Origin of the sequence: Desulfovibrio sp. 6_1_46AFAA, from assembly GCF_000224635.1 — a bacterium.
In the GTDB taxonomy this organism is placed as follows: Bacteria; Desulfobacterota; Desulfovibrionia; order Desulfovibrionales; family Desulfovibrionaceae; genus Desulfovibrio; species Desulfovibrio fairfieldensis.
In genome coordinates this window covers 103,872-129,644 of record NZ_JH114303.1, presented here as the reverse complement: position 1 = coordinate 129,644, position 25,773 = coordinate 103,872, and the positions used below count along the sequence as shown (strand labels likewise).

General features: G+C 64.3%; 19 protein-coding genes and 2 riboswitches. Of the genes, 6 read left to right on the top strand and 13 right to left on the bottom strand.

Annotated elements, in window-relative coordinates:
• Positions 1–89 precede the first annotated feature (89 nt).
• Positions 90–149: riboswitch (Fluoride riboswitch) on the bottom strand.
• 72 nt (positions 150–221) lie between these two features.
• The 5 genes from HMPREF1022_RS10275 to HMPREF1022_RS10255 form a co-directional block, all read right to left on the bottom strand.
• On the bottom strand, positions 222–1,424 hold the full coding sequence (locus tag HMPREF1022_RS10275; RefSeq protein ID WP_009303071.1) for an MFS transporter: 1,203 nt from the start codon (positions 1,422–1,424) through the stop codon (positions 222–224).
• A 107-nt stretch (positions 1,425–1,531) separates the two neighbouring features.
• A riboswitch (Fluoride riboswitch) is annotated at positions 1,532–1,593 on the bottom strand.
• A 56-nt stretch (positions 1,594–1,649) separates the two neighbouring features.
• Positions 1,650–2,864 carry an amidohydrolase family protein gene (locus HMPREF1022_RS10270; protein WP_009303070.1) on the bottom strand — a complete coding sequence of 405 codons (1,215 nt, stop codon included), beginning with the start codon at positions 2,862–2,864 and terminating at the stop codon, positions 1,650–1,652.
• 12 nt (positions 2,865–2,876) lie between these two features.
• On the bottom strand, positions 2,877–3,743 hold the full coding sequence (locus HMPREF1022_RS10265) for a YitT family protein (protein WP_008682335.1): 867 nt from the start codon (positions 3,741–3,743) through the stop codon (positions 2,877–2,879).
• Positions 3,744–3,752: 9 nt separating this feature from the next.
• The gene (locus tag HMPREF1022_RS10260) at positions 3,753–4,550 is read right to left on the bottom strand and encodes a sulfite exporter TauE/SafE family protein (protein ID WP_008682334.1); all 798 of its coding nucleotides are present in this window, start codon (positions 4,548–4,550) and stop codon (positions 3,753–3,755) included.
• 292 nt (positions 4,551–4,842) lie between these two features.
• The gene (locus HMPREF1022_RS10255; protein ID WP_156802944.1) at positions 4,843–5,628 is read right to left on the bottom strand and encodes a molybdopterin-guanine dinucleotide biosynthesis protein MobB; all 786 of its coding nucleotides are present in this window, start codon (positions 5,626–5,628) and stop codon (positions 4,843–4,845) included.
• Between the two features lie 326 nt (positions 5,629–5,954).
• Here HMPREF1022_RS10255 and HMPREF1022_RS10250 point away from each other — a divergent pair, with 326 nt between their 5' ends.
• The 4 genes from HMPREF1022_RS10250 to amrB all read left to right on the top strand — a co-directional run bounded on the left by HMPREF1022_RS10250 (position 5,955) and on the right by amrB (position 10,874).
• Positions 5,955–6,911: an aspartate carbamoyltransferase catalytic subunit gene (locus HMPREF1022_RS10250; RefSeq protein WP_009303068.1), complete on the top strand. Its 957-nt coding sequence runs from the start codon at positions 5,955–5,957 to the stop codon at positions 6,909–6,911.
• Positions 6,908–8,170, top strand: coding sequence for a dihydroorotase (locus HMPREF1022_RS10245; protein WP_009303066.1), 1,263 nt, complete (start codon positions 6,908–6,910; stop codon positions 8,168–8,170). The genes HMPREF1022_RS10250 and HMPREF1022_RS10245 overlap by 4 nt, the downstream gene beginning before the upstream one ends.
• A gap of 153 nt (positions 8,171–8,323) precedes the next feature.
• Entirely contained in the window at positions 8,324–9,790 is a 1,467-nt protein-coding gene (locus HMPREF1022_RS10240; RefSeq protein WP_009303064.1) for an NAD-dependent succinate-semialdehyde dehydrogenase, read from the top strand.
• A 187-nt stretch (positions 9,791–9,977) separates the two neighbouring features.
• On the top strand, positions 9,978–10,874 hold the full coding sequence (gene amrB / locus HMPREF1022_RS10235; RefSeq protein ID WP_009303062.1) for an AmmeMemoRadiSam system protein B: 897 nt from the start codon (positions 9,978–9,980) through the stop codon (positions 10,872–10,874).
• 210 nt (positions 10,875–11,084) lie between these two features.
• Here amrB and HMPREF1022_RS10230 read toward each other — a convergent pair whose 3' ends face one another.
• On the bottom strand, positions 11,085–12,212 hold the full coding sequence (locus tag HMPREF1022_RS10230; protein WP_008682328.1) for a D-alanyl-D-alanine carboxypeptidase family protein: 1,128 nt from the start codon (positions 12,210–12,212) through the stop codon (positions 11,085–11,087).
• Positions 12,213–12,393: 181 nt separating this feature from the next.
• On the opposite strand from HMPREF1022_RS10230, the gene HMPREF1022_RS10225 reads away from it, so the two are divergent.
• The gene (locus tag HMPREF1022_RS10225; RefSeq protein ID WP_009303059.1) at positions 12,394–12,945 is read left to right on the top strand and encodes a metal-dependent hydrolase; all 552 of its coding nucleotides are present in this window, start codon (positions 12,394–12,396) and stop codon (positions 12,943–12,945) included.
• Positions 12,946–13,057: 112 nt separating this feature from the next.
• Here HMPREF1022_RS10225 and HMPREF1022_RS18595 read toward each other — a convergent pair whose 3' ends face one another.
• The 6 genes from HMPREF1022_RS18595 to HMPREF1022_RS10200 form a co-directional block, all read right to left on the bottom strand.
• Complete coding sequence (locus HMPREF1022_RS18595) at positions 13,058–13,207, bottom strand: hypothetical protein (RefSeq protein ID WP_009303057.1); 150 nt, start codon at positions 13,205–13,207, stop codon at positions 13,058–13,060.
• Positions 13,208–13,278: 71 nt separating this feature from the next.
• A complete protein-coding gene (locus HMPREF1022_RS10220; protein ID WP_009303055.1) occupies positions 13,279–14,490 on the bottom strand; it encodes an acetate kinase in 1,212 nt (403 codons plus the stop codon).
• Positions 14,491–14,581: 91 nt separating this feature from the next.
• Positions 14,582–16,693: a phosphate acetyltransferase gene (gene pta / locus HMPREF1022_RS10215; protein WP_008682320.1), complete on the bottom strand. Its 2,112-nt coding sequence runs from the start codon at positions 16,691–16,693 to the stop codon at positions 14,582–14,584.
• A gap of 193 nt (positions 16,694–16,886) precedes the next feature.
• A complete protein-coding gene (nifJ, locus tag HMPREF1022_RS10210) occupies positions 16,887–20,423 on the bottom strand; it encodes a pyruvate:ferredoxin (flavodoxin) oxidoreductase (RefSeq protein ID WP_008682317.1) in 3,537 nt (1,178 codons plus the stop codon).
• Positions 20,424–20,969: 546 nt separating this feature from the next.
• Positions 20,970–22,370 carry an FAD-dependent oxidoreductase gene (locus tag HMPREF1022_RS10205; protein WP_009303052.1) on the bottom strand — a complete coding sequence of 467 codons (1,401 nt, stop codon included), beginning with the start codon at positions 22,368–22,370 and terminating at the stop codon, positions 20,970–20,972.
• A 42-nt stretch (positions 22,371–22,412) separates the two neighbouring features.
• Complete coding sequence (locus HMPREF1022_RS10200) at positions 22,413–22,829, bottom strand: rhodanese-like domain-containing protein (RefSeq protein ID WP_008682309.1); 417 nt, start codon at positions 22,827–22,829, stop codon at positions 22,413–22,415.
• A 122-nt stretch (positions 22,830–22,951) separates the two neighbouring features.
• Between HMPREF1022_RS10200 and HMPREF1022_RS10195 the strand changes: the two genes are divergently transcribed.
• Positions 22,952–23,593, top strand: coding sequence for a TetR/AcrR family transcriptional regulator (locus tag HMPREF1022_RS10195; RefSeq protein ID WP_008682306.1), 642 nt, complete (start codon positions 22,952–22,954; stop codon positions 23,591–23,593).
• A gap of 36 nt (positions 23,594–23,629) precedes the next feature.
• Here HMPREF1022_RS10195 and HMPREF1022_RS10190 read toward each other — a convergent pair whose 3' ends face one another.
• A complete protein-coding gene (locus HMPREF1022_RS10190; RefSeq protein ID WP_008682304.1) occupies positions 23,630–25,675 on the bottom strand; it encodes an ankyrin repeat domain-containing protein in 2,046 nt (681 codons plus the stop codon).
• Between the last annotated feature and the right edge of the window lie 98 nt (positions 25,676–25,773).

The following is a 25,773-nucleotide window of genomic DNA, read 5'->3' as shown; positions in this document are numbered from 1 at the left end:
GTGTCCTCCTTTATGGTGATTGCATAACAAAAAAGGAGCCGCGCTGCCTGGCGCGGCTCCATGCACAATATTCTCCCGCCGCCGCCGAAGCGCTGGCAGGAGTCATCAACGAATGCGGTTTTATGGGGGACCCCATCCCCGTTGCCCTGAATATATCCGCTTGGGTGAAAAAGTAAACCGTACTGTCTGTTTGTTGTGGAGCACGCGTGGGGAGGCCGCCGTCATTGTCTGTTTTTCATGGTAACGCCCAGATACAGGGGAAGCGCGCAAAGCTGCGCTGTTATGGAAAACGCCGCCAGGCAGGTCGGCTCCAGATCGTACAGCCAGCCCATCAGCCAGCTGCCCAGAAACCAGCTCAGGCCGAAACAGGATTCAAAAATTCCAAAGTTGGTGGAACGTTTTTCCTTTGATGTAAGCGTTACCACGGCGGCCTTGAGAATGGATTCCTGTGCGCCCATGCCGATGCCCCAAAGCGCGACGCCGACGAGGGTGCTCCAGAGAGAGGCAGAGCAAAATACGAATACAGGGAAAAAAGCCGCCATGAGGCTGGAAAGAAGCAGGGCTTTGAAGTGCAGGCGGTCATAGAGCCAGCCGAAGAACAGCGCGGCGAAGGCGTCCACCAGCATGGCCAGCGCGTAGAGCAGGGGCAGGGCGTCGCCCTGGATGATGTTCTGGCGGGAAACATGCAGCGTGATTAGGGGAAAATCCACAAATCCCAGGGCGAAAAACATGATCCCGAACAAGTAGAGAAGAAATCCGCCTCGGCTTGAGCCGTTATTTTGTCGTGCGTCCGCCTCTTCAAAATGTCCCGGATCCGGAAAACGCCGACGCGCCATGAAGAGCCAGACCATAGTGAAAAGCGCCGGAATGCCCAGAGCGGCGAAACAAAGCGTATAGGCTGTCCGCAGCCCCGCGTCGCTCTTGAACCAGAGAATGCCGAACAGGAATACCGGCCCGAGAAACGCGCCTATTTGATCAAGAAATTCCTGCACGGCAAAAGCCTTGCCCACACCTACCCGAGTGGCCGCAAAGGAGAGAAGCGTATTTTTAGCGGGTTGGCGTATGGCTTTGCCGGTGCGTTCCAGAATAATCAGCAGACAGGCCCAAAACCAGCCGTTTTCCGGCACGAGCGCCAGAAGGGGAATGGCGACCATGTTGACCCCGTACCCCAGTATGGTCATTCTCCAATAGTGTTTTGTCCTGTCGGCGATGATTCCGGTCGCGAGCCTGAGCGCATAGCCGATGAATTCACCAAAGCCGGTGGCAAAGCCGAGTGCGGTGGCCGAAGCGCCGAGCAGGGGTAGATATGCCCCGTAAATGCTGCGCGCCCCTTCATGGGTCATGTCCGCAAACAGGCTGACAATACCCATGAGTAGAATGAAGGCAACGGCAGGAGCCGTGTTCCGTCGTTGCAGCAGAGCCATGTCTGTCCTCCTTGTACCGTAAAAGCCGCGCTGCCGGTTCCTTTTCTTCAATGCCTGACAGAAAGGAAGGGCAACGCGACAAAATAAAAATGACTCCCGCCCATATTCGTCAGGCAGGAGTCATCAGCAATACATGCGGTTCAAGGGGGACTCCATCCCCGTAAAGATAGAATATGCTGGCGGGGGCTCGCTGGCAAGAAAAAAACACCTGCGGCGTCAACTGCTCTAATAGGTCAGGGCCTCGGGCAGCAGGCAGAAATTGGCAGGCGCACCCGGCGTCAGGCGTCCCGCCCCGGATCCGCCCAGACCCAGCGCCGCCGCGCCGTTGACCGTGAGCAGGCGCACCAGGGCCTCGGGCGGCACGTCCAGGCTTTCGCGCAGATAGACGGCCTCCTGGCGCACGTCCAGGTCGGTATTGGACGTCAGGCCGTCCGTGCCCAGGCAGAGCAGGCCGCCGCTTTCCATCAGGGCGCGCACCGGCGGCGCGCCCACGCCCAGATTGCGGTTGGAGCGCGGGCAAAGGCAGAGGGCCGTGCCCCCGGCGGCCAGCACTTCCACTTCCTGGGCATCCAGTTGCGCGCCGTGCACGGCCAGCGCGCCCGGTCCCAGCAGGCCGAGGCCGGCCGCGTACGCTAGTGGCCGCATGCCCGGCGGCCGCCAGCCCTCGGGTAGTACCGTGCCCGCGTAGCAGTCGTACAGGGGACCGTCTCCGCTGGTCAGCAGCTGGGTTTCTTCCGGCGATTCCGCCAGATGAAAGCTGAAAACCGTGTTGTGACGGGCGCAGTGGTCCCGCGCGGCGCGCAGCACCTCCGGCGCGGTGGAGTACAGGGCATGCCCGGCCGGAGCGCAGCGTCCGGCCAGGGCCGGGTCCGCCGCCAGTTCGTCGCGGCAGCGCGGCGGCCAGGGGCGCTCGCCGTCGATAAAGGGCGGCCCGAAGCCGAACCATTCGCAGAAATGGCTCACCCCCACTCCGGCCTCGCGGCAGGCCCGGTCCACCAGAGCCACGCCGCCCCGCAGGGAACCGGCCACATCCCCTACGTGCAGGGCTCCGGTAGCGGCCAGGCTTTCGCAGGCGCTTTCCGCGGCCGCGGCCACTTCGGCGGCTGTTGACGCGCCCAGCTGGGGAATCATGCTGGCAAGCCAGGCCGTGAAGCCCATGCCCCAGAGCGTGCGCCCGGCCAGATAGGAAAGCTGGATGTGGGCATGGGCATTGATGCAGGCCGGGACCAGGCAGACCGGCCCCACGTCGCGCACCCGCGCGCCTGCGGGCAGGCGCGCGTTCTTCCAAGGCAGCACGTCTTCCACCAGGCCGTCGCGCACCAGCAGCACGGCGTTGTCGATTTTTTTCAGGGCCGCGAAAAGCCGCGCGCCCCGGGCCGGACTTTCGCCGGTCAGGGGCACAATGGTTCTGGCCCGGATGGCCAGGACGGAGGCGGGCACGGCGGGCCTCGGTCAGCGGCCCCGGCGGGCGAACTGGCCGCCGGAAACGTAAAAGGTGTTTTCCACAATGAAGAGCGCGTGGGAATCAATGGCGTAGACCAGATTTTCCAGGCGCTTGAGCGACACGTTGTTGGTGACGGTGAGCAGAATCTCGCGGTCCGAGCCGGAATAGGCCCCCTTGCCGCGCAGCATGGTCGCGCCGAAACGCTCGGTAACCAGAATGGCCTCGCTGATCTCCTCGCCGTGGTCGGAAATGATCATCACCAGTTTGCGCCGGTTGAACATGCCCAGCACGTATTCCAGGGCATTGGAGGAGATGAACATCATCAGCATGGAGGCCACGATGAGGTCCAGGGAAAGGCGGAAGGCGCCCGTCAGGAACAGCAGGACGTTGAAGATGAAGTTGAACTGGCCGATGGGGATGTTCCAGCGCTCCTTGAGCAGCACCGCGACAATGTCAGTGCCGCCGCCGCTGCCCAGAGTGCGCAGCATGATGCCCCCGGCCGCGCCGTGCAGCACGCCGCCCACCACGGCGGCGTAAACCTCGGTGGAGAGCGGGATCTGGAAGGTGATGAACATGCCGAACACCGTGGTGCAGAGCGTGCCGTAGGCCGTGTAGAGCAGGAAGCGCCGTCCCACGAAGAACCAGCCCCCGATATAGATGGGCAGGCAGATCAGCATGTACCAGAGCAGGGGCGTGAGGGTGCCGGTCCAGTAGGCCACGAGCAGGGCCACGCCCATGACGCCCCCGGCCAGGAAGTCATGGGGCGCGGCCACGCTCTGAATGCAGATGGTCATCAGGAGCGAGCCCAGGGTCATCCAGAGCAGGTTCCACCAGACCGATTCGGCCAGTTTTTGATTGTAGGTATACAGCTTCATGCGTTGCTATTACAGGATGCCCCAGAGCATCTTCAAGGCCACGAGGATCAGAAAAACCGCAAAGCCGCGCTTGAGCTTGGCCGTGGGCAGGGCATGGGACAGTTTGGCCCCCAGGGGCGCGGTGAGATAGCTGGCGGCGGCCAGGCCGAGCAGGGCCCAGAGGTTCACGAAACCCAGGGAAAGGGCGGGCAGGTCGGGCCTGCCCCAGCCGCCGATGATGTAGCCCAGGGTGCCGGCCACGGCAATGGGAAAGCCGATGGCCGCCGAGGTGCCCACGGCATGGTGCAGGGGCACGTTGCAGAAGCTCATGAAGGGCACGGACAGGGTGCCGCCGCCGATGCCCACAAAGCTGGAGACCAGACCGATGACCCCGCCCACTCCGGCGGTGCCCAGCGCGCCGGGCATGTCGCGGCTGGCCGGGGGCCGGTAGTTGGAAAGCATCTGGGCGGAAACCACGAACAGAAAGCAGATGAAGAAGATTTTCAGAAACATGGTGGGCATGTGCGTGGCCACCAGGCCGCCCACGAAGGTGCCTACCAGAATGCCGGGCGTGATGTTGCGGAAAATGTCCCAATGCACGGCCCCGCGCGCGTTATGGGCCCGCGCGCTGGAAATGGAGGTGATCATGATGCTGGCCAGCGAAGTGCCTAGGGCCATCTGCTGGACATACTCGGGCGGCACGCCTTGTCCGGGAAAAATAGCCACCAGCATGGGCACGATGACGATGCCGCCGCCCACGCCCAGCAGTCCGGCCAGAACACCGGCCACCGCGCCACAGCAGAGATAGACCAAGAGAGAAAGGAACATGCAGCGTCTCCTGAAAAAATATAAAAACCTCGACCAAAAACCATTGCCGCCGCGCGGCGTCCCCGCGCGGTAGCGCGCTCGTTGTGCCCCGGCTGCCGGACCATGTTTTGACGGCCGGGACGCACATAATCCACCGCGTTCGCTTTGCCCGCGAACATCCGGCGGCTCAACGCCGTGGGGTTTTAGGCTCAGCCCTCGGTCGGCAGCGGGAACGCGCTCCCGCTCGGCGTCAGGCGCGGGCATCCGCTTTCGCAGCCGTCGGAGCGAAGCAACTTTTCAACGTTGCCTCGCTCTATTTCAAAACAATTTCCACCGTGCCCGCGGCCATGCCCTTGAGCGGCGCGAGCATGCCGCGCAGGCCCCCCTCCAGCATCCGGGCCGTAAAGTCGTTGAGGGGCACTTCCCGGCCGTTGACCTTCAGGCTGAGGGAGGGCGGCGTCAGGGCCTGACAGTCCTTGGGGGAGGCTTCACCGGCCAGAATGTCCCTGGTCAGGGCCGCGCAGTTCTCCCGGCCGCACAGGCCGCAGTCCAGCCCGCCCAGCACAAAGGCCCTGGCGTCGGCCACGCGGGCCAGCTCTTCCACGGAATCCTCGTCAAAAGCGGGCAGGGGCGGCAGGCTGACCGGGCCGAAGGTGCCCACGGCCAGTTCCGGAGCGAGCATGGGGGCCTCCAGCACGTCGTGCAGACAGAGCACGCGCGGCAGAAAGGTGAGATTCTTGCCGCCCTCCACCAGAACGATGTCCGCCGGGAGCCGGGTGAACAGATCTATGAAGCCTATTTTGCCGCGCCAGAAAATGGCGGCGTCGTCCTCGCCCAGGGCGGCCACGGGGCGGCCGGGCGCGCTGAGCTTGCTGGTGTCGCGGCCCGGCAGGTCCAGGCCGTGGTGGGTGCATTTGATGACGGCGACCTTGCGGCCCAGGCCTTCCAGAGCCGTGGCCAGCAGGCCCGTGAGCGTGGTCTTGCCGGAATTTTTGAAGCCGGTGATGCCGATGGCCCGCATACGCTTCCTCCCGCTGCAGATGCCGTGGACGCGGCAATGATTACGCGCGTTGTTCCGGGCATGCGCGAAGGCGTTCATCCGTTCCTCCGGCGGCGTCGGGCCCGGCCCGGTGGACGCCTGATGGGCGTCCGGTACGCGTCCGTTCCAGCGCCCCGCGCCGTGGGCGCAAGGGCGTGAAAAACTGTTCCAAACCTAGACAAAGCCCTTGGAGGCGTCAACAGACTTTTTCCTTTACAAAGACCCGTCGCGCGTCTAACATTTTTGTCCATGAAGTTGAGTGATGCCTATGCGTCGCGCCGCCCCGGCCGCACGCCGGAGTTTGCGCCGTTGCGGCCTGTCCGCGTGCCGATCTGTCCCCCGTTGGTTCCAGCGGGGCTTTTTTTTAACTTTCAGTCCCTACGCCCATGAATACCGACAACCGCTATCATTGGCCGCACAAGGACCTGCTGGACGTGACCCAGCTGAGCGGAGAAGACGTCCGCCATCTGCTGGATCTGGCCGCCAGCTTTCAGGAAATCAACCGGCGCCCGGTCAAGAAGGTGCCCACCCTCAAGGGCAAGACCGTGGTGCTCTTTTTTGTGGAAAACAGCACCCGCACCAAAACTTCCTTTGACGTGGCGGGCAAGCGCCTGTCCGCCGACACCTATTCCCTGGCCAAGTCCGGCTCCAGCCTGAACAAGGGCGAAAGCCTCAAGGACACGGCCCTGACCCTCCAGGCCATGGGGCCGGACGTCATCGTCATCCGCCATTCCAGCAGCGGCGCGGCGGCCTTCATGGCCGACCTGCTGCCCTGCGGCGTCGTCAACGGCGGCGACGGCTGGCACGCCCATCCCACCCAGGCCCTGCTGGACTGCTTCAGCCTGCGCCAAGTCTGGGGCGACAGCTTTGCCGGGCGCACCCTGCTGATCCTGGGCGACATCGCCCACAGCCGGGTGGCCCGCTCCAATGTGCGTCTGCTGCATCTGCTGGGGGTCAAGGTCCGGCTCTGCGCGCCGCGCACCCTGCTGCCCGCCGGGGTGGAAACCTGGCCGGTGGAGGTCTTTTCCGACCTCAAACGCGCCGTGCGCGACGTGGACGCGGTCATGTGCCTGCGTCTGCAACTGGAGCGCCAGCAGGCGGGCCTGCTGCCCGATCTGGCTGAATACTCGCGGCGTTTCTGCCTGGGCACGGCCCAGCTGGAGCTGGCGCGGCCCGAGGTCAAGGTGCTGCACCCCGGCCCCCTGAACCGGGGCCTGGAAATTTCCCATGAGATTGCCGACGCGCCCGCCAGCCTGGTGCTCGACCAGGTGGCCGCGGGCGTGGCCACGCGCATGGCCGTGCTTTACCTGCTGGCCACGCGCAACGACGGAGGAAACGCATGACGCTCTGCATCAAGAACGCCCGCCACCTGGAGGCCCCGGTGGACCTTCTGGTGGACGGGGACAGGATACTGACCATGACCCCGGCGGGCCATCACGCCGCGCCCGAGGGCTGCGAAATTTTCGACGCGCACGGCCTGGCGCTGATGCCCAGCTTCATCGACGCCCATGTCCATCTGCGCGAACCGGGTTTCGAGTACAAGGAAGACATTGCCTCCGGTCTGGAAGCGGCGGCCCACGGCGGTTTCGGCGCGGTCATGTGCATGGCCAACACCAAGCCGGTCAACGACACGGCGGCCGTGACCCGTTTCATGCTGGAGCGCGCCCGCGAGAGCCATCCGCACGGGCCGCGCCTGCATCCCATCGCGGCGGCCAGCGTGGGCCTCAAGGGCGAGGAAATGGCCCCGCTGGCGGAACTGAAGCGGGCCGGATGCGTGGCCGTGTCCAATGACGGCCGTCCGGTGGAAAATGCGGAACTGTTGCGCCGGATCATGGAATACGCGGCGGATCTGGACCTGATTTTCATCGACCACTGCGAGGACGCCCGCCTGGGCCGGGGCTGGCTGATGAATGAGGGGACCGTAAGCGGCCTGCTGGGCGTCAAGGGCCAGCCGGACGTGGGCGAGGCCGTGCAGATCGCGCGCGACGTCATGCTGGCCGAATATCTGCACCTGCCCGTGCACATCGCCCATGTCTCCTCCAGCCTGAGCGTGGACGTCATCGCCTGGGGCAAGGCGCGCGGCGTTCAGGTCAGCGCCGAAACCTGCCCGCACTATCTTCTTTTGGACGAGAGCGCGCTGGAGGGCTACAACACGGCCGCCAAGGTCAGCCCGCCGCTGCGCCGCCCCGAGGACCGCGAGGCCCTGCGCCGGGCCGTGAAGGACGGGACCATCGACATTCTGGTCACGGACCATGCCCCGCACGCGGCCCATGAAAAGGAAGGCACCCTGGACGAAGCCCCCTGCGGGCTCACCGGCCTGGACCTGGCCGTGAGCCTGACCTGGGCCCTGGTGCGCGAGGGCGTGCTGGCCGAGGCCGATCTGCAGCGCCTCTGGTGCCGCCGCCCGGCGGAAATCTTCCGCCTGCCCTGGAACGGCTTCGCGCCCGGCGACCCGGCGGATTTCTTTCTTCTGGACCCGGATGAGGTCTGGACGCCCGGCCCGGAGACCATGTATTCCAAAAGCCGCAACACGCCCTTTCTGGGCCGGAGCCTGCACGGGCGCGTCAAGCACCACTGGCTCGGCGGACAGCGGCTGTTCTGATCGCATCTGGGGCGGATTGCCCTTTGAAGGGCCGCGCTTCTTCAACTGTTCATTCAGCCGGGAAACACGCTTTTCGGCTGAATTCACGCCGCGTCGCGGCGTTGGAGCATTCCCGGGTGAAGTTCCCTAATCTGAATTACGTGAGGTTTCCCCATGTCCATGCTTGATATACTGAGCGACAAGAGCCTGTTCCGTCGGCAATGCCTGATCAACGGCCAATGGTGCGACGCGGACGACAACAGCGTGCTGGGCGTGACCAATCCGGCCAATGAGGAACCGTTGGGCACGGTGCCCAAATGCGGCGCGGCCGAAACCCGCCGGGCTGTCGCGGCGGCTTCCGCCGCCTTTCCGGCCTGGAGCGCGCTGACTCCTTTGCAGCGCGGCGCGTACCTGCGGGCCTGGGAACAGGCCATCAAGGACAATCTGGAGGATCTGGCCAAAATCCTGACTCTGGAAGAAGGCAAACCCCTGGCCGAGGCCAGGGGCGAGATTCTGCAGGGCGCGTCCTATTTCCCCTGGTTCGCCGAGGAATGCCGCCGTGTCTGCGGCGACGTCACCCCGTCGTTTCGTCCGGGCACCCAGGCTCTCACCCGGCATGCGCCCGTGGGCGTGGCCGCGGCCATCACCCCCTGGAATTTCCCCTTCTCCATGTTGCCGCGCAAGGCCGCTCCGGCCCTGGCCGCCGGTTGCACCATCGTGGTCAAGCCCGCGGGCCGCACGCCCTACAGCGCTCTGGCCCTGGCCGAGCTGGGCATGCGCGTGGGCATTCCCGCCGGGGTCATCAATGTGCTGACCGGCGACGCGTCGGCCATCGGCGGCGAAATCGCGGTCAATCCCACGGTGCGCAAGGTCAGCTTCACCGGCTCCACGGAGGTGGGCAAGCAACTGGCCGCCGACTGCGCGCCCACGCTCAAGCGCATGTCCCTGGAACTGGGCGGCAACGCGCCCTTTATGGTCTTTGACGACGCGGACCTGGACAAGGCCCTTGATCTGGCCATGGGCAGCAAATTCCGCAACGCCGGGCAGACCTGCATCTGCGCTAACCGTTTTCTGGTCCAGAGCGGCATCCATGACCGTTTCGTGGACGGGCTCGCCGCACGGGTCAAGGCCCTGCGCGTGGGCAACGGCCTTGACCCGGACACGGACATGGGCCCGCTGATCAACGCCCGCGCCGTGGAACGGGTGGACGCCATGGTCCGCGACGCCGAGGCCAAGGGCGCGCGTCTGCTGGTCGGCGGGCACAGGCATGCGCTGGGCGGCAATTTTTACGAGCCCACCCTGCTCACGGGCCTGAAGCCGGACATGCAGGTTTTCCAAGGCGAAATCTTCGGGCCCGTGGCCGCCGTCATGCCTTTTGTCACGGAAGAGGAAGCCGTGGCCCTGGCCAACGACACCAGCTACGGCCTGGCTTCCTATGTCTGCACGCGGGATCTGGCCAGGACCTGGCGGCTGTTCGGCGCTCTGCAGTACGGCATGGTGGGCGTCAACGACGCGACCCTGGCCGCGGCCGAGACGCCTTTCGGCGGCGTGAAGTACAGCGGTCTGGGCCGTGAGGGCAGCAGCGAGGGCATGCTGGAGTATATGGAGACGCATTATATGTTGCTGGGCGGACTGGCCTAGGGTTTGTTGATACTATGCCTTTTTGCCCGCTCGCTACGTTAGATTTCATCTGCTTTTTCGGTCGAGTACCAAAAGAGTACACTCCCTCAAAGCAGGCGTATCTTCCTTGCGGGCGAACAAAAATTCTATAGTGTCAACAGACCCTGGTGTCGCGTCAAGCGACAGATCTCACCAGGAGGAATCGGCCATGCTGATTCGCAATCCCGTGGCCGCCGGGCGTTTTTATCCCGCCGCGCCCGCCGACCTGATCCGGGAAGTGCGAGCCTGCCTTGATGCGGGGGCCGCCATCCGGCGGCCCGGGGTCCAAGACGCGTCCGCACCGGCGGAAACTGAGGCCGTGTCCCGTCCCTGGGGCCTGATGTTGCCCCATGCGGGCTACGTCTATTGCGGGCGGGTGCTGGGCACGACCCTGGCGGGCGTGGAGCTGCCGCGCACCCTGGTCGTGCTTTGCCCCAACCACACCGGGCGGGGCCAGGCCTTGGGCGTCTGGCCCGAGGGCGCCTGGCTCACGCCCCTGGCCCCGCTGCCCGTGGATGCGGACCTGGCCGCCGCCCTCATCGAAAGGGGCGACGGCAATGGGGGCTTCGCGGCGGACACGCTTTCCCATCTGGGGGAACACGCCGTTGAAGTTGTGCTGCCCTTTCTGCAGGTGGCGGCGGGCGAGGAAAGGCCCTTGCGCATAACGCCCGTCTGCGTGGGCACGCAGCAGCCGGAAGCCCTGCGCGCGGCCGGGCAGGCCCTGGCCGATGTGCTGGCCGGTTGCCGGTCCAAGGGGCAGGAAGTGGGCGTCATCGTCAGTTCGGATATGAACCATTATGAAGACGAGCGCCGCACAGTGGAAAAGGACGCCCTGGCCCTGGAGCGAGCCTTGGCCTGTGATCCCGAGGGCCTGCTGGCTGTGGCGGCGCGCGAACGTATCAGCATGTGCGGGGCCGGGCCGCTGGCTCTGGCGCTTTTTGCCGCCCGGCAGTTAGGCCGGGCGCGGGCGGAACTCACGGCGCACGACACCTCGGCCACGGCCTCGGGCGATACGGAGCACGTTGTGGGCTATGCCGGTTTACGCCTGTTTTTGCACGAAAAATGACGCCGTCGGGGCCAAGGGGCACAAACGCAAAGGAAAAGTCGTCTGAGAAATGCGGACGACTTTTTTTAGAGCAGTCTTCAGCCTACCATTGCCATTTTGATCCGTAGCGCTGCGGTCCTTATCAGTACGACTCCTGCGGTGCCCACAGCTAAGGAAACGCCGGCAAGCTCGCCAACGGCCGACGTCTTAGGTTCGGGGGCCGGTAAGGCGTCAACTGGCCCGGGGCCGCGAGTTCTGGGCGGCCTGGCGGGAATGCTGCGGGCGGGAGGCGCGTTGTTTGACGGCCTTGCGGCTCTTGTGCTTTTTGTTTTTGGCGTATTTGCTCTGGGTGCCGTGCTTGGCCTGCTTGCGGGCTTCCGGCTGGGCCTGGGCGTATTGGCGGCCCGCCTCATGGGCTGTTTTGCGGAGATCCAGGCGGTAATTTTCCTGGGGCATCTGGGTTAGGGCGGCGGCCACGGACACGGCCTGGTTGCCGCAGACCTGAAAACCCGCGTCCAGCAGGCGGCAGGCCTCGGTGCCGCGCACGCGCACGTCGGGCGCGCCCAGAATCACGGCCAGCAGGCGTTTGTCCCCCCGGCTGGCCGTAAAGATCAGGTTGTAGCCCGAGGCGTTGACCCAGCCTGTTTTCAGACCGTCCGCGCCGGGATACTGGCCTAGCAGGGGATTTTTGTTCCAGGTGACCCGGCCCTGGTGATTGAGCACATGGGTGTTGTGGAATTTGAGCGCCCAAGGATAGGCCCGCAGATAGGCACGGGCCAGGGTGAGCATGTCGCGGGCCGTGGTGTACTGCCCCTGGGCGGGCAGGCCGTGCGGATTGCGGAACCGGCTGTCGCGCATGCCCAGCGTGCGGGCTTTGACGTTCATCATGTTCACAAAGGCCGGGGCCGAGCCGCCCACAAATTCGGCCACGGCCATGCTGGCGTCGTTGCCGGAGGACACGGCCATGCCCATGAGCAGCTCTTCCAGGGGCACCTGCTCCCGGTTCCTGAGACCCATGCGCGAACCGCCGGTACGCGCGGCCGCGCGGCTGACGGGCACGACGCTGTCAAAGGCGGCATGCCCGGCGCTGATGTGGTCCAGTGCCAGAAACATGGAAAGCACCTTGGTCAGCGAGGCCGGGGGGATGTGCTCATCGGCGTTCTGTTCGAAGAGGATTGCGTCGTTGTCCAGGTCGTACAGAATGGCCGAACAGACGCCCACAAAACCGTGGGGCGGCACGGCCGGAGCCGCGACTGCCCGGTCCGGCCGGATCTGGGGAGCCGCAAGAGCGAAAAGGAGCAAGAAAAACAACAGATGGGCCGTGGCCCGGAACGGCAGGGGACGGGAAATGCGTGACATGGCAAACCTGTGGTTTTCGCCCGGAGGGACGGGGAGCTGCGGAATTGTTAGACAATGTTTAGATATGCCGTGTCGCCGTCGGGTGCAAGAAAATTTCGCGTTACAGGGAGATTTGACAGGTCGGGTGGAAGCGTCCCGGCCGCCGGACAGCAGGCGCGTCTCACGCGCCGGAGGAGGTTCCATGCCCACCGTGTTTTCCCATCCCGCGCCCGTGCTGGCCTTGGCGGCGGCCCTGGGCTCCCGCGTCGTTCCCGCGCGTCTGCTGCTTTTCGGCGTGTTCTGCGCCGTTCTTCCGGATCTGGATGTGATCGGCTTCAAGCTGGGTATCCGTTACGCGGATCTGCTGGGGCACAGGGGCTTTTCCCATTCTTTGCTCTTTGCGCTGCTCATGGGGCTGTTCGGCGCTGTCCTGGCCCCCTGGCTGCGCTGTTCCCGCCCGGCGGCCTTCGGCGTGGGCCTGGCGGCTGTGGCCAGCCATATTCTGCTGGATGCCATGACCAACGGCGGGCTGGGCGTGGCCGCGCTGTGGCCTTTGGACAAGGCGCGGTATTTTCTGGACTGGCGGCCCATCCGGGTCTCGCCTCTCAATTTGCGCGTCTTTTTCGGCAGGCAGGGGCTGGAGGTGCTGATCTCGGAGTGGCGCTGGGTCTGGCTGCCCTGCTTGGCGGCGGGCGCCACGGCCTGGCTGTTGCGTCGCGCTCTGACCAACGTCCGGAGGACGCTCCGCCACTGAGGCGTCTGTCCCTCCGGACGCGCCGGGATTCAGATCCTGGCTTTGCGCCGGTCCGTCTTGCCGGAGTAATACCGCTGCTTGGAAGCATACATATTGCGCTCCGCTGTTTTGATCAGTCCGTAGGCGGAGAAGGGGGCGGGGTTTTTTCCACGGTCCGGACCTTGCGCAGAAGTGTTTCTGTGTCCGCGTCAATGACAAAGGCCACAAATTCATCGCCGCTGATGCGGTAGGCGTTGTCCCGGCCGAATTCCGCGCGCAGCATGGATGCGATTGTTCCCTGACGCGAAAAGGCCGCCCCACAGGGCGGCCTTTTCGCGTCAAGTGTCGAAGAGCTTATTTGCCCAGCACTTTCAGAGTCTCCAGGGCGATCTGCAATTCTTCGTTGGTGGGAATGATCAGCACCGGAATTTTGCTGTCCGGCAGGGAGATGGTCCGCGCGCCGGGCTTGCGGATGGCGTTTTCCTTGAGGTCCAGCTTGATGCCGAAGCCTTCCAGGCCGTCGCAGACAGCCGCGCGCACGATGTCGTCATTTTCACCGATGCCCGCGGTGAAGACCAGGGCATCCACCTTACCGTCCAGCAGGAAGAAATAGGAACCCAGGGTTTTTTTGATGCTGCGCACCAGCATTTGCAGGGCCAGGGCGGCGCGCTCGTTGCCCTTTTCCACCTGGGAGTGCACGTCGCGCATGTCCGTGTAGCCGCACAGGCCCAGCAGGCCGGACTTCTTGTTCATCAGGGTGTCGGCCTCGGCCGGACTCAGGCTTTTCTTTTCCATCACAAAGGGCACGATGGCCGGGTCGATGCTGCCGCAACGCGTGCCCATGATCAGGCCTTCCAGGGGTGTCAGGCCCATGCTGGTGTCAAAGCACTTGCCGTCCTTGACGCAGCTCATGGACGAGCCGTTGCCCAAATGCATGGTGATGGAGCGCAGCTCGTTGAGAGGCTTGCCCAGGTATTCCGCCGTCTTGCGGGCAATGTACTTGTGCGAGGTGCCGTGGAAGCCGTAGCGGCGGATCTTGAGATCCTCGTACAGCTCGTAGGGCAGGGCGTACATATAGGCTTCCGGCGGCATGCCCATGCCGAATTCCGTATCGAAGACGGCCACGTTGGGCACGCCGGGGAAGAGCTTTTCAGCCACTTCAATGCCCATGAGGTTGGCCGGATTGTGCAGGGGACCGAGCAGGATGCATTCCTTGATGATTTCCTTGACGCGGCTGTCCACCAGCACCGGGTCCGTGATGGCTTCGCCGCCGTGCAGCACGCGGTGCCCGATGGCGAAGATTTCGCTCTTGTCTTTGATCACGCCGAGCTCGGGATCGGTCAGCAGGGCGATGACCAGTTCCATGGCTTCCACATGGGTGGGGAAGGCCGCCTCGCGGACGATTTTGTTTTCCTTGTCCGTGTCGGGCGCGATTTTGTGGGTCAGGCGGCCGCCGTCCTGGCCGATGCGCTCGGCAAGACCGGAGCAGAGCACGCGTTGCGTGTCCATTTCCAGAAGCTGATATTTACACGACGAGGAGCCCGCGTTGATCACCAGAACTTTCATATGCCGTCCTTTTTCCTGCCGGGGAGTTGAGGGGAAATGTCAAAGGCGGGAGCGCCGGGACGCTCCCGCACGGTCAGTATCTTTTGATGCTTTACTTGCTGCCGCTCTTTTCCGCGGCGGCCTGCACGGCGGTGATCGCCACCGTGTTGACGATGTCGGGCACGGTGCAGCCGCGCGACAGGTCGTTGACCGGCTTGTTCAGGCCCTGGAGCACCGGGCCGATGGCCACGGCCTGGGCGGCGCGCTGTACGGCCTTGTAGGTATTGTTGCCGGTGTTCAGATCCGGGAAGATGAAGACCGTGGCCTTGCCGGCCACTTTGCTGTCGGGCATCTTGGTTTTCGCCACCGTGGGATCAATGGCCGCGTCATACTGCAAGGGGCCTTCCAGGGCCAGGTCCGGGGCCATTTCCTTGGCGATCCTGGTGGCTTCCACCACCACGTCCACGTCCGCGCCCTTGCCGGACGTGCCGGTGGAGTAGGAGAGCATGGCCACGCGCGGCTCAATGCCGAAGACCTTGGCCGTGTGCGCCGAGGCCACGGCGATTTCCGCCAGCTGCTGGGCCGTGGGATTGGGGTTCACCGCGCAGTCGCCGAAGGCCAGCACGCGGTCTTTGAGGCACATCAGGAAGACCGAAGAAACCACGGAATAGCCGGGCTTGGTCTTAATGAACTCAAAGGCCGGGCGGATGGTGTGGGCCGTGGTGTTCACCGAACCGGAAACCATGCCGTCGGCGTCGTCCTTCTTGACCATCATGGTGGCGAAGTAGGTGGCGTCGCTCATGACGTCGCGGGCGTGTTCCAGGGTAATGCCCTTGGCCTTGCGCAATTCGTAGTAGGTCTGGGCGTAGTCGTCGAATTTGGGCGATTTCACCGGGTCGATGAGCGTGGCCCCGGCAATGACCAGGCCCAGCTCGCTGGCCTTCTGGCGGATAAGGTCCACATTGCCCAGCAGGGTGATGTCCGCCACTTCGCGGCGCAGCAGGATGTCCGTGGCGCGCAGGATGCGTTCCTCCTCGCCTTCGGCCAGGACGATGCGCATCTTGTCGCTTTTGGCCCGCTCGATGAGCTCGAATTCGAACATCATGGGCGTCATGCGGCCGCTGCGCTTGCAGACCAGGCGACTGGCGATTTCCTTGCCGTTGACATGGTGCTCGTAGAGGCCCAGCACGGTGTTGATCTTGCGCATGTCGCCGGGTTCGATGAGGCCGTAGACTTCCTGCAGGGCCGTGATGGTCCGGTAGGTGTGAAACTCGGTGAGCAGAATGGGCAGGGGCGCGCCGGTCCAGCCTTCAATGAGTTTGCAGACTTCCTCCGGCGGGCGCAGGCCGCCGGTGAGCAGCACGCCCGCGATGTCCGGCTTGGCCGAGGACAGGCGTGAGGCAATGGCCGCCAGCAGGATGTCCGTGCGGTCGCCGGGCGAGATGATCAGCTGATCCTTGGCGATGTAGCGGAGAAAATTGTCCACGTGCATGGCCGCCACAAGGTAGTCGCCCACCAGGGTGTCCATGCGGTTCTCGCCGAAGAGCACTTCGGCGTTGAGGCCTTTTTTCACGTCGCCCATGGTGGCCCGGCCGATGGTCGGGTCGTTGGGCACGGCGTAGATCAGGGCCGGTTGCCCGTCCTGGCCGAACTGGGCGCGCAGCTCGTCCAGGTCGGTCTGGGAAAGATGGCTCCGGTTGATGATGGTCGCCACCACGTCCAGCGCATAGGGGTCCAGGCTGTCCATGGTCATCTGCAGGGACTGGCGGATGTCTTCGGCCGTGGCATTGTCGCCGCTGGTCACCAGCATGACCGGGCAGCCCAGGTTGGCCGCGATTTCGGCGTTGAGCTCGAACTCGAACACCGGGTCCTTGCCCAGAAAGTCCGTGCCCACGCAGAGCACGAAGTCGTGCTCCATGAGAATTTTTTTGAACTTCTGGATGATGTTTTCCAGCAGGATGTTGCGCGAGCCCTGATTGATGATTTCCCGCGCTTCGGCATGGGTGTAGGCGAAGGTGTCCGCGTACTCCATGTTGATCTTGAAGTGTTCGAGCATGAGGTTGATGTCCGGGTCGCGGTCATCCAGCTGCGGCTCGTTGATGATGGGCCGGAAGAAGGCCACGTTGCGCATGTGGCGGCTGAGCATCTGCATGGTGCCCAGGGCGATGGCGCTTTTGCCCGTCAGGGGGCCCGTGGCCGTGACATAAAGTGCGTTGTGCTTCATAGGAACTCCTTGCCCGGCGTTCCGCGCCGACGGCGGGGCGTCTGCGTCCCACTCCGCCGCCGTCCGTACCGGACCCCGTGAAGTGAAAAGGGGCGCGGCTTGTCCGCCGCGCCCTGCCTGTCTCATATTCCGTCATCGCGTCCGCGCGTCCGGCGGGCTGGCCCCGGACGCGCGGCGGGTTCTGTTTTGCGGGCTACTTCGTCGTTTCCACTTCAGGATAGGGCAGATCCGCCAGTTGCTTGAGCAGCGCGTAGCGTTCGGCATAGGCCTCGGCCAGTTCGCTCTTCAGCTTCTTGGAGACTTCGGGATCGATCTTGTCCAGGGAAGCGTAGCGGGTTTCGCCTTCCAGGAACTCGTGCAGGTTGGCGCTGGGGGCCTTGCTGTCGAGCTGGAAGGGGTTCTTCTTTTCCTTGGCCAGTTCGGGGTTGTAGCGGTACAGCGGCCAGTAGCCGGTCTGCACGGCCATCTTGGCTTCTTCCATGCTCTTGCCCATGCCCTTGCGCAGGCCCTGGTTGATGCAGGGCGCGTAGGCGATGATCAGCGAGGGGCCCTTGTAGGCTTCGGCCTCGCGGAAGGCCTTGAGCACCTGCTGCTTGTCCGCGCCCATGGACACGGAAGCCACATAGACGTAGCCGTAGGTCATGGCCATGCGGCCCAGTTCCTTTTTGCCGGTGCGCTTGCCGCCCGCGGCGAACTGCGCCACCGCGCCCAGCGGCGTGGACTTGGAGGACTGGCCGCCGGTGTTGGAGTACACTTCGGTGTCCATGAGCAGCACATTGATGTCGTCGCCGGAGGCCAGCACGTGGTCCAGTCCTCCGTAGCCGATGTCATAGCCCCAGCCGTCGCCGCCGAAGACCCAGACGCTCTTTTTGGTGTAGAGGTCGTCCATATCCCAGAGCTCGTGGGCCAGCGGGCTGTCGAAACCGTCCAGGTTGGCGAGGATCATCTCACCGTACTTGCGGGAGCCTTCGGGATCTTCCTTGTTGTCCAGCCAGCCCTGCAGGGCGCTCTTGAGCTCGGCGGGCACGTTTTCTTCCTTCAGGGCCTCTTCCACCAGCATGGCCAGGCGGTTGCGGCGCTGCACATAGGCCAAGCCTATGCCGCAGCCGTATTCGGCGGCGTCTTCGAACAGGGAGTTGCCCCAGGTCGGGCCGAAGCCGTCCTTGTTGGTGCAGTAAGGCGTGGTGGGCGAGGAGGCGCCCCAGATGGACGAGCAGCCCGTGGCGTTGGCGACGAGCATGCGTTCGCCGAAGAGCTGGGTGAGCACCTTGACGTAGGGAGTTTCGCCGCAACCGGCGCAGGCGCCGGAGAATTCCTGGAGCGGCTGCTGGAGCTGCGAGCCCTTGATGGTGTCGCGCGGCAGCAGGTTGTCCTTGAGGCTGATGTGCTCCTCGGCGAATTCCAGGTTGGCCTTCTGGGCGTCCAGCTGGCCTTCCAGGGGCTTCATGACCAGGGCCTTTTCCTTGGCCGGGCAGATGTCGGCGCAGGAACCGCAGCCCAGGCAGTCCTCGGGATAGACCTGGATGCGGAACTTGAGGCCCTTGAGCTCCTTGCCCATGGCGTCCTTGGTCTCAAAGCCGGCGGGCGCGCCTTCCAGTTCCGCTTCGGTGGCCAGCACGGGCCGGATGGCGGCGTGCGGGCAGACGAAGGAGCACTGGCAGCACTGGATGCAGTTGGCCACCTGCCATTCGGGGATGTTGATGGCCACGCCGCGCTTTTCGCAGGCGGCGGTGCCCAGGGGCACGAAACCGGCGGGATCCATGGCGGACACGGGCAGTTTGTCGCCCTGCTGGGCCAGGATGGGCCGCACGATTTCGCGGATGTAATCGTCGTCGCAGCAGTGGCAGACCACCGCGCCTTCGGTGGTGTCGGCCCAGGAAGCGGGATACTTGACTTCTTCCAGGGCGTCGCTGGCCTTTTCAACGGCCGCGATGTTCATGTTCACGATCTTGTCGCCCTTGAGGCCGTAAGTCTTCTTGATGGATTCCTTGAGCAGCTCCACGGCCTTGCTGAAGTCGATGACCTTGGCAAGTTTGAAGAAGGCCGTCTGCATGATCATGTTGATGCGGCCGCCGAGGCCCACTTCCTGAGCCACCTTCACGGCGTCGATATTGTAGAACTTCAGCTTCTTGCGGGCGATGATGCGCTTCATGGAGGCGGGCAGATGCTGCTCCATGTCGGCCAGGGACCAGTTGGAGTTGAGCACGAAGGTGCCGCCTTCCTTGATGCCTTCCAGGATGTCGTACATGGTCACATAGGCGGCCTTGTGACAGGCGATGTAGTCGGCCTGGGTGATCAGGTAGGACGAGGTGATGGGCTGCTTGCCGAAACGCAGGTGCGACACGGTGAAGCCGCCGGACTTCTTGGAGTCGTAGGCGAAGTAGGCCTGGGCGTACATGTCGGTGTTGTCGCCGATGATCTTGACGGCCTGCTTGTTGGCGCCCACGGTGCCGTCCGCGCCGAGGCCGAAGAACTTGCACTGCACGGTGCCTTCGGGCACGGTGTCGATTTCCTCTTCCACATCCAGGGAAAGGTGGGTCACGTCGTCATTGATGCCCACGGTGAAGTGGTTTTTGGGCTGGAGGCCCAGCATGTTGTCGAACACGGCCTTGGCCATGCCCGGCGTGAAATCCTTGGAGCCCAGACCGTAGCGGCCGCCCACGATGGTGGGCGCTTCGCCCTTTTCGAGGAAGGCGGTGCAGACATCCTGGTAGAGGGGCTCGCCCAGGGCGCCGCATTCCTTGGTGCGGTCCAGCACGGAAAGGCAGGTCACGCTGGCCGGGATGGCGCGCAGCAGATGCTCGGCCGAGAAGGGACGGTAGAGGCGCACTTTCACAAGGCCCGTGCGCTGGCCCTGTTTGTTCAGGTAGTTGACCGTCTCTTCAATGACCTCACAGGACGAGCCCATGCTGATGATCACGCGGTCGGCTTCCGGATGGCCCACGTAGTCGAAGAGGTGGTACTTGCGGCCCGTGATGGACTCCACCTTCTTCATGTTTTCCACCACAATGCCGGGCACGGCATCGTAGTAGAGGTTGGCGGCCTCGCGGTTCTGGAAGTAAATGTCAGGATTCTGGGCGGTGCCGCGCACGTGCGGGTGTTCGGGATTCATGGCGGAGGCGCGGAATTCGGCCACCTTGTCCCAGTTCACCAGGTCCTTGATGTCTTCGTAGTCGATGACTTCGATCTTCTGCACTTCATGGGAGGTGCGGAAGCCGTCGAAGAAGTGGCAGAAAGGCAGGCTGGCGTCGATGGCCGAAAGATGGGCCACCAGGGCCATGTCCATGCACTCCTGCACCGAGGAGGCGCAGAGGAAGGCGAAGCCGGTCTGGCGGGCGGCCATGACGTCCTGATGGTCGCCGAAGATGGACAGGGCGTGGGAGGCCAGGGCGCGTGCCGCCACATGGAAGACGCCGGGCAGCAGCTCGCCCGAGATCTTGTACATGTTGGGGATCATCAGCAGCAGGCCCTGCGAGGCCGTGTAGGTGGAGGTCAGCGAACCACCGGCCAGCATGCCGTGCACAACGCCCGCGGCGCCCGCTTCGGACTGCATTTCACGCACGATGACCGTCTGGCCCAGCACGTTCTTCCTGCCGCGGGAGGCCATTTCATCCATGACCTCGCCCATGACCGAAGAAGGCGTGATGGGGTAAATGGCCGCCGTCTCCGACAGGGCATAGGCAATATGTGTTGTGGCGTTATTGCCGTCCATGGTTTTCATTTTAGCCATCTGTTCCTCCTTGGCGCCGTGTGGGCGCGCAATGTTTTTCAGTCAGCTCCGGGCCGTCGGTAATCGCCCGGTATGGCGCAATAGTGGTGAAGCCGGAAAAGATGCCGCGCGGGCGCTTGAACCGTCCCGCCGACAGTGCCGGAGGCCCGCTCCCGTCCATAAAAAAACCGGGAAAGCCGCCGTCAATCCGGGATGGAACAGTTTATCCGATCCGCGTCTGCCCGTCCATCAGAACTATTACGGGGCTTGGCGTAGCCGCCGCATATCCGGGAAATCCGTCCGTGTTCACGCGTTGCCAGCAGCCATAGCATAAAATTGTTTGATTGAACAGTTAAAATGAGCTTGCATTGTGAAATATTTTTTTATCTTTCCCGTGTTCCGGGCCGCGCGAGACAAAGGCCGCCGGAAATCCTGATCGGATTTCCGGCGACGGGAGGGAGGCGCATCGGCACGGCGCATTTCTTGAGGCCGCTGTATTTGCGGAGGAATTTCTCCCTGTGCTTGTTTTTGAACCGGGCCCTTCACGCTCCTGCCCGGCAATAGGCGTCAGCTGATCTGGCCGAAGAGATCATTAAGCGCTTCGGTCATGGACGGATGCGTGTAGATCATGTCGCGCAGGAAGGCGGAGTTCTGACCGGCGCGCATGGCGGCGGTGACGGTATTGATCATTTCCCCGGCGTCCGCGCAGTGCAGGGCGCAACCGAGAATCGCGCCGCTGTCCGCGTCCACCACGGCCTTGAGCAGGCCGCGGGTCTCGCCGAGCAGGCGGGCGCGCGGAATGGCCGCGGCGGGCAGTTTGGCAATCGTGACGTTCAGTCCCTGGGCGCGGGCTTCCTCTTCGCTGAGGCCCACGCGGGCCAGGGGCGGGTCCATGAACACGGCGTAGGCCACGGGCCCCCGGTTGCCGGTGTCGCGTTTGCCCTCGCCCCAGAGCGCGTCCCGCACAATGCGGAAGTCGTCCAGGGAAATATAGGTGAACTGCAGGCCGCCCTTGACGTCGCCCAGAGCCCGGATATGCGGCTGGGAGGTCCGCAGCCGGTCGTCCACGGCAATGGCCCCGTGTTCGTCCAGACGGACGCCCGCGGCCTCCAGGTTCAGCCCTTCGGTCAGAGGCCGCCGCCCGGTCGCCAGCAGCACGGCGTCGGCCGTGAACACGTGTTCTTCCTCCGCGCCGTCCGGCCCGGCGACGCGGCAGCGCAGTTCCGTGCGGGTCGCGCCGTCTTCGGAAATGTCGCGCACCGACCGGGCGCTGACTCCCAGGTGAATGTCCACGCCCTGAGCTTCCAGGGCCGCGCGCACGCTCTGGGCCATGTCCGCGTCCTCGCGCGGCAGGAACCGCCGGGAATATTCCAGCATGGTCACGCTGGAACCGAACTTCGCGTACATGGAGGCCATCTCCAGCGCGATATAGCCCGCGCCCAGAATGAGCAGCCGGCGCGGCAGCCGGGTCAGGTCCAGCAGGCTGGTGCTGGTGTAAATGTTGGCGCTTTCGGCCAGGCCCTCAATGGGCGGAATCACGCTGTACGCGCCGGTATTGATGTAAATATCCTCACCGTGCAGGATTTCCGCGCGCCCGTCGGCAAAGCGCACTTCCACCTCATGGGGCGACACAAAGGAAGCCTGGCCCGTGAGCACGGTCACGCCCCGGCTGGTCAGCATCTCCAGGTTCTTTTGGCGCAGAAAGCCGGTGACTTCGTCCTTGCGGGCCACGGCTCGGGCGTAGTCCGCGGCTTTTTGCGCGAAATCGCGCTCCGCACAGCCGGAGAGCGCCTTGGCCTCGTGCACCAGCGTTTTGGTGGGAATGCAGGCGATGTTGATGCAGGTGCCGCCGTACATCCGGTCCGATTTTTCAACCATGGCCACGCGGCGGCCTTTGCCGGCCAGGGCGGCGGCGATGGTTTTGCCGCCTTTGCCGAAGCCGATGATGATATCGTCGAAGTTTTGCATGATATGTCCTCCGGGCGGCGCGGGGGCCGCCCGAGTGCTGTATTAATGAAACACGTAGCCGCCGTCGGCCCGGTACTCGGGCGAGCCGTTCAGGTACCAGAGCGCCTGTTGTGCGGGCCGGGCCTTGCGGACCATTTCATAGGCATAGGCGGCCCGGCGGCCGGTGCGGCAGACGAAAAGCACGGGCTTGTCCGTCGGCACTTCCGCGAGTCGCGCGGGCAGTTCCTCCACCGGCAGCAGCCGGGCTCCGGGCACATGGCCCCGGGCGAACTCGTCGGGGCTGCGTACGTCAATGACTACCAGATCCTTGCCCAGGCTGTCGATGAGGGCCTGGGCGGCCTGGGCCTTGAGCGGTCCCGTGGCGGGCAGGTCGGCGCGGGCCGTGGCGGAGGTGCCGGAGAACAGCAGGACGGCGAATATAAATAGGGGAAGCAGGGCGGCGGGGCGGAAAATTTTCATGGCGCAACTCGCTTGTTTGAGGTGGGCGGAGTCAAAAAATGAATTAATTATTTAACGATTGTTAAAAAACTAAAAAACGCTATGCTTGTCAAGCGATATTTTGAAGATCAAGGAGCATGCCCATGGGAAGACCACCGCTGCACGACGACGCCAAACTCAAGCAGGATATGGTGGATTGTCTCTGGCAGCTCGGCTATGACGCGCCCATCAGCGCCGTGGTGCAGAGCACCGGGGCCAAGGCCGCCAGTCTGTATGCCCGCTTCGGCAGCAAGAAGGGCATGCTGCTGGCCGCGCTGGATGTCTATGCCGAGGATCATCTGGCGGATCTGCACCGTCTGCTGAACAGCATGCCCCCGGGTCCGGAGCGGATCAGGGCGGTGCTGGAAAAAGCCATTGACTGTTTTGACGATCCCCTGCATCGGGGCTGTTTTCTGGTCAACGGCGTGCTGGAGGCCAATGCCGGTGAAGCGGAGTTTGCCGAGCGCCTTCAGAAACACATGGCCGACATCCGCACGGAATTCAGCTGGGCCCTGGCCGAAACTCCCGGTCTGTCCGGCTTCTTCAGCATTGAGGGGGCCGCCTGGTTCCTGCAGGCCCAGATCTGGGGGCTCAAGATCATGGCCCGGCTCAATCCCCAACGGGAACTGGGCCAGCGGCTGGTGGAACAGGCCATGTACGCCCTGTTCGGGCCGGATGCGGTAAAAGGCAGGCCGGAGGACAGCGCGGTGAGCGCGGAGGATGGGGGAGCCGCCGGTACCGAGTAAGCCCGGAACCGGAATGCCCGGCAGGGGCGCGTTGCGTTATTCCCGGACTGCGGGCGTGGTTGCCGCCGGAGCAGGCGCGAGCAGGCGCAGAACTTCCGGCGGCGCGTTTGCCCCGCGGGCAGCGTCCAAAGGCAGGACGCCGTGTTGGTCCGGCTGTTCGAGTCTGGCGCCCGCGTCCAGCATGAGGCGCAGTAGGCGCGGGCCGGTTTCCGGCGAGACCTGTCCCAGGATGCGGGCTACGGCCACCAGCGGCTCGCCGGGGTCCCGTTCGGGCCGGGGCGGGCGGCACCAACCGCCGTCGTTGCGGCCTGCTTCGAAGACGTTCCGGGCCGTTGGAACGTTTCCCACGGCCCTGTCCCTGTCGCGGGCTTGCGGTTGGCGTTCCAGGGGCCGCGCGTCCCAGGTCCGTAAAGGCTCATAACTTTTTTGGCGGCGGCACCAGTCCGGCGGCCGGGTGACCACGCGCGCGGCATGGATTTTTTTCAGATAGGCCGCCGCCGTCAGGTGGCCGCCCACCGCACGCCACGCCGCGTCGGGCAGCTCCAGGCGCAGGGCGCAGAGCGCGTCCAGACTGTCGTCCTTCTTGTTTTTGCCCCGTGTTTTCATCCGCGCCTCCCGCCAGGCGCGCAGGCTGTTCCCGGAAGCGACATCCAGCAGTTGGCAGGTCAGCAACAGGGGATGGCGTTGTTCCACTTCGGCGCGGAAATGCAGCAAGGCCTCCAGGCCCTGTCGGCGTGTATGCGCGCTCAGGTCACGCTGCATCCTTGCAAACCGGTTGTCCGGTTCCCTGCTTTTGTTTTTACCGAAAATACTCACAGCAAGAGCTACGACGGTTTCCGGGGGAAGATCCCAGCTTTCCCACTCCATTTCCAGCGGCGGCTCTTTTGTCGGGCGTCCGGCGACCAGGGCGGACAGCCAATTGAGAGAGGCGGAACGGGCTTCGGGCAACAGGCATTTGACGGCCGCCATACGCGGGCCGGTGTCTTTCTGAAGCTGAAGCCGGCGCCATTCGCCGGAGCCCTTGTCCGGGGGCGGCAACATGGATTGCATGTCCGGGATAAGGGAATCCATGTAAAGCCGTTCAGCATGGGAAGGCGGGGGTACGGGCAGATCGCGGCCGGGGATCAACGTGTCGCGGGCGCCGTCGTCTCTCAGTGTCTTGAGCGCGGCGGCCAGAATGGCCACATAGTCCTTGCCCGCGCGCGTTTCCATCTGCTTTGCCAGGATGAAAAAAGGGGAGCTTTTGTCATTCAGGCGGTAAAGCCACCCCATCAGCTTGGCTATCAGGGCCGCTTCCGGCGCGCGGGCAAGGATCAGCGGGGAGATCTTCCTGGACTCATTGCCCTTGGGTTTGGGAGGCGGCTCATAGCCCAGATTCATTCCTTCCCGGATCAGGGGCTCCGCGTGCCGTGCCACGGCCTCATCCGGCGCGGCCAGCAGTTCGGCCAGGGGCGAGGCATTGGCGGCGTCGTAGACATTGGGCTCGGCTCCGGCATTGCGCAGGATCAGCAGAAAGAGCGGGTCGGCCTTGCGCGCGGCCAGATGCAGAGGGGTGCGGCCTGATGCGTCGCGGGCGTTGACCTGGGAGCGCAGGGGGGAATCGGACCGGAGCAGGCGCGACAGCACGGCGTGATTGTCCGTGTGCTTCACCAGGGCGTGCAGCAAAAGGCCGTGCTTCAGCATGGGCGCGGGCAGCGCCCTGAGCGCGGCCAGAGCGTCTTCGGGGCGGGCGTGGCGGCAGACGGCCGCGAATTCCTCCACTGAAGCGGGCTTGCGCCCCAGCAGAAGGCCTAGCCGGGGCGCCGCCTCCAGCAGGGTCATGGGTTTGTCTGAACGGGCTATGCGGACCAGACCCGTGAGACTGTCCTCCAGCGGATCCCGGAAAAGCATGACCAGACCCAGCACGGCGATGATCACAAGCAGGACGCGCAGTAGACGGCGCGGGATGCCGTAGATTTTTTCCGTCGTTGCCGCAATCGGAAGTCCTTCCGGCGGCGTGTCCGCTGTAACGGCCCGCCGCACGGGGGCGTCGGGATCGCCTTTGCGCCGGGGGCCGTGGCGCGCGTTTTTCGCTCGGGACATGTCTGCCTCCTCGTGGCGGACACGGTGCCGAAAAATGCGGGCTCCGCCCCGGCGCCCCAAGACGCGGGAGCGGAGCCCGAGAATGCCGTGTGCGCGGC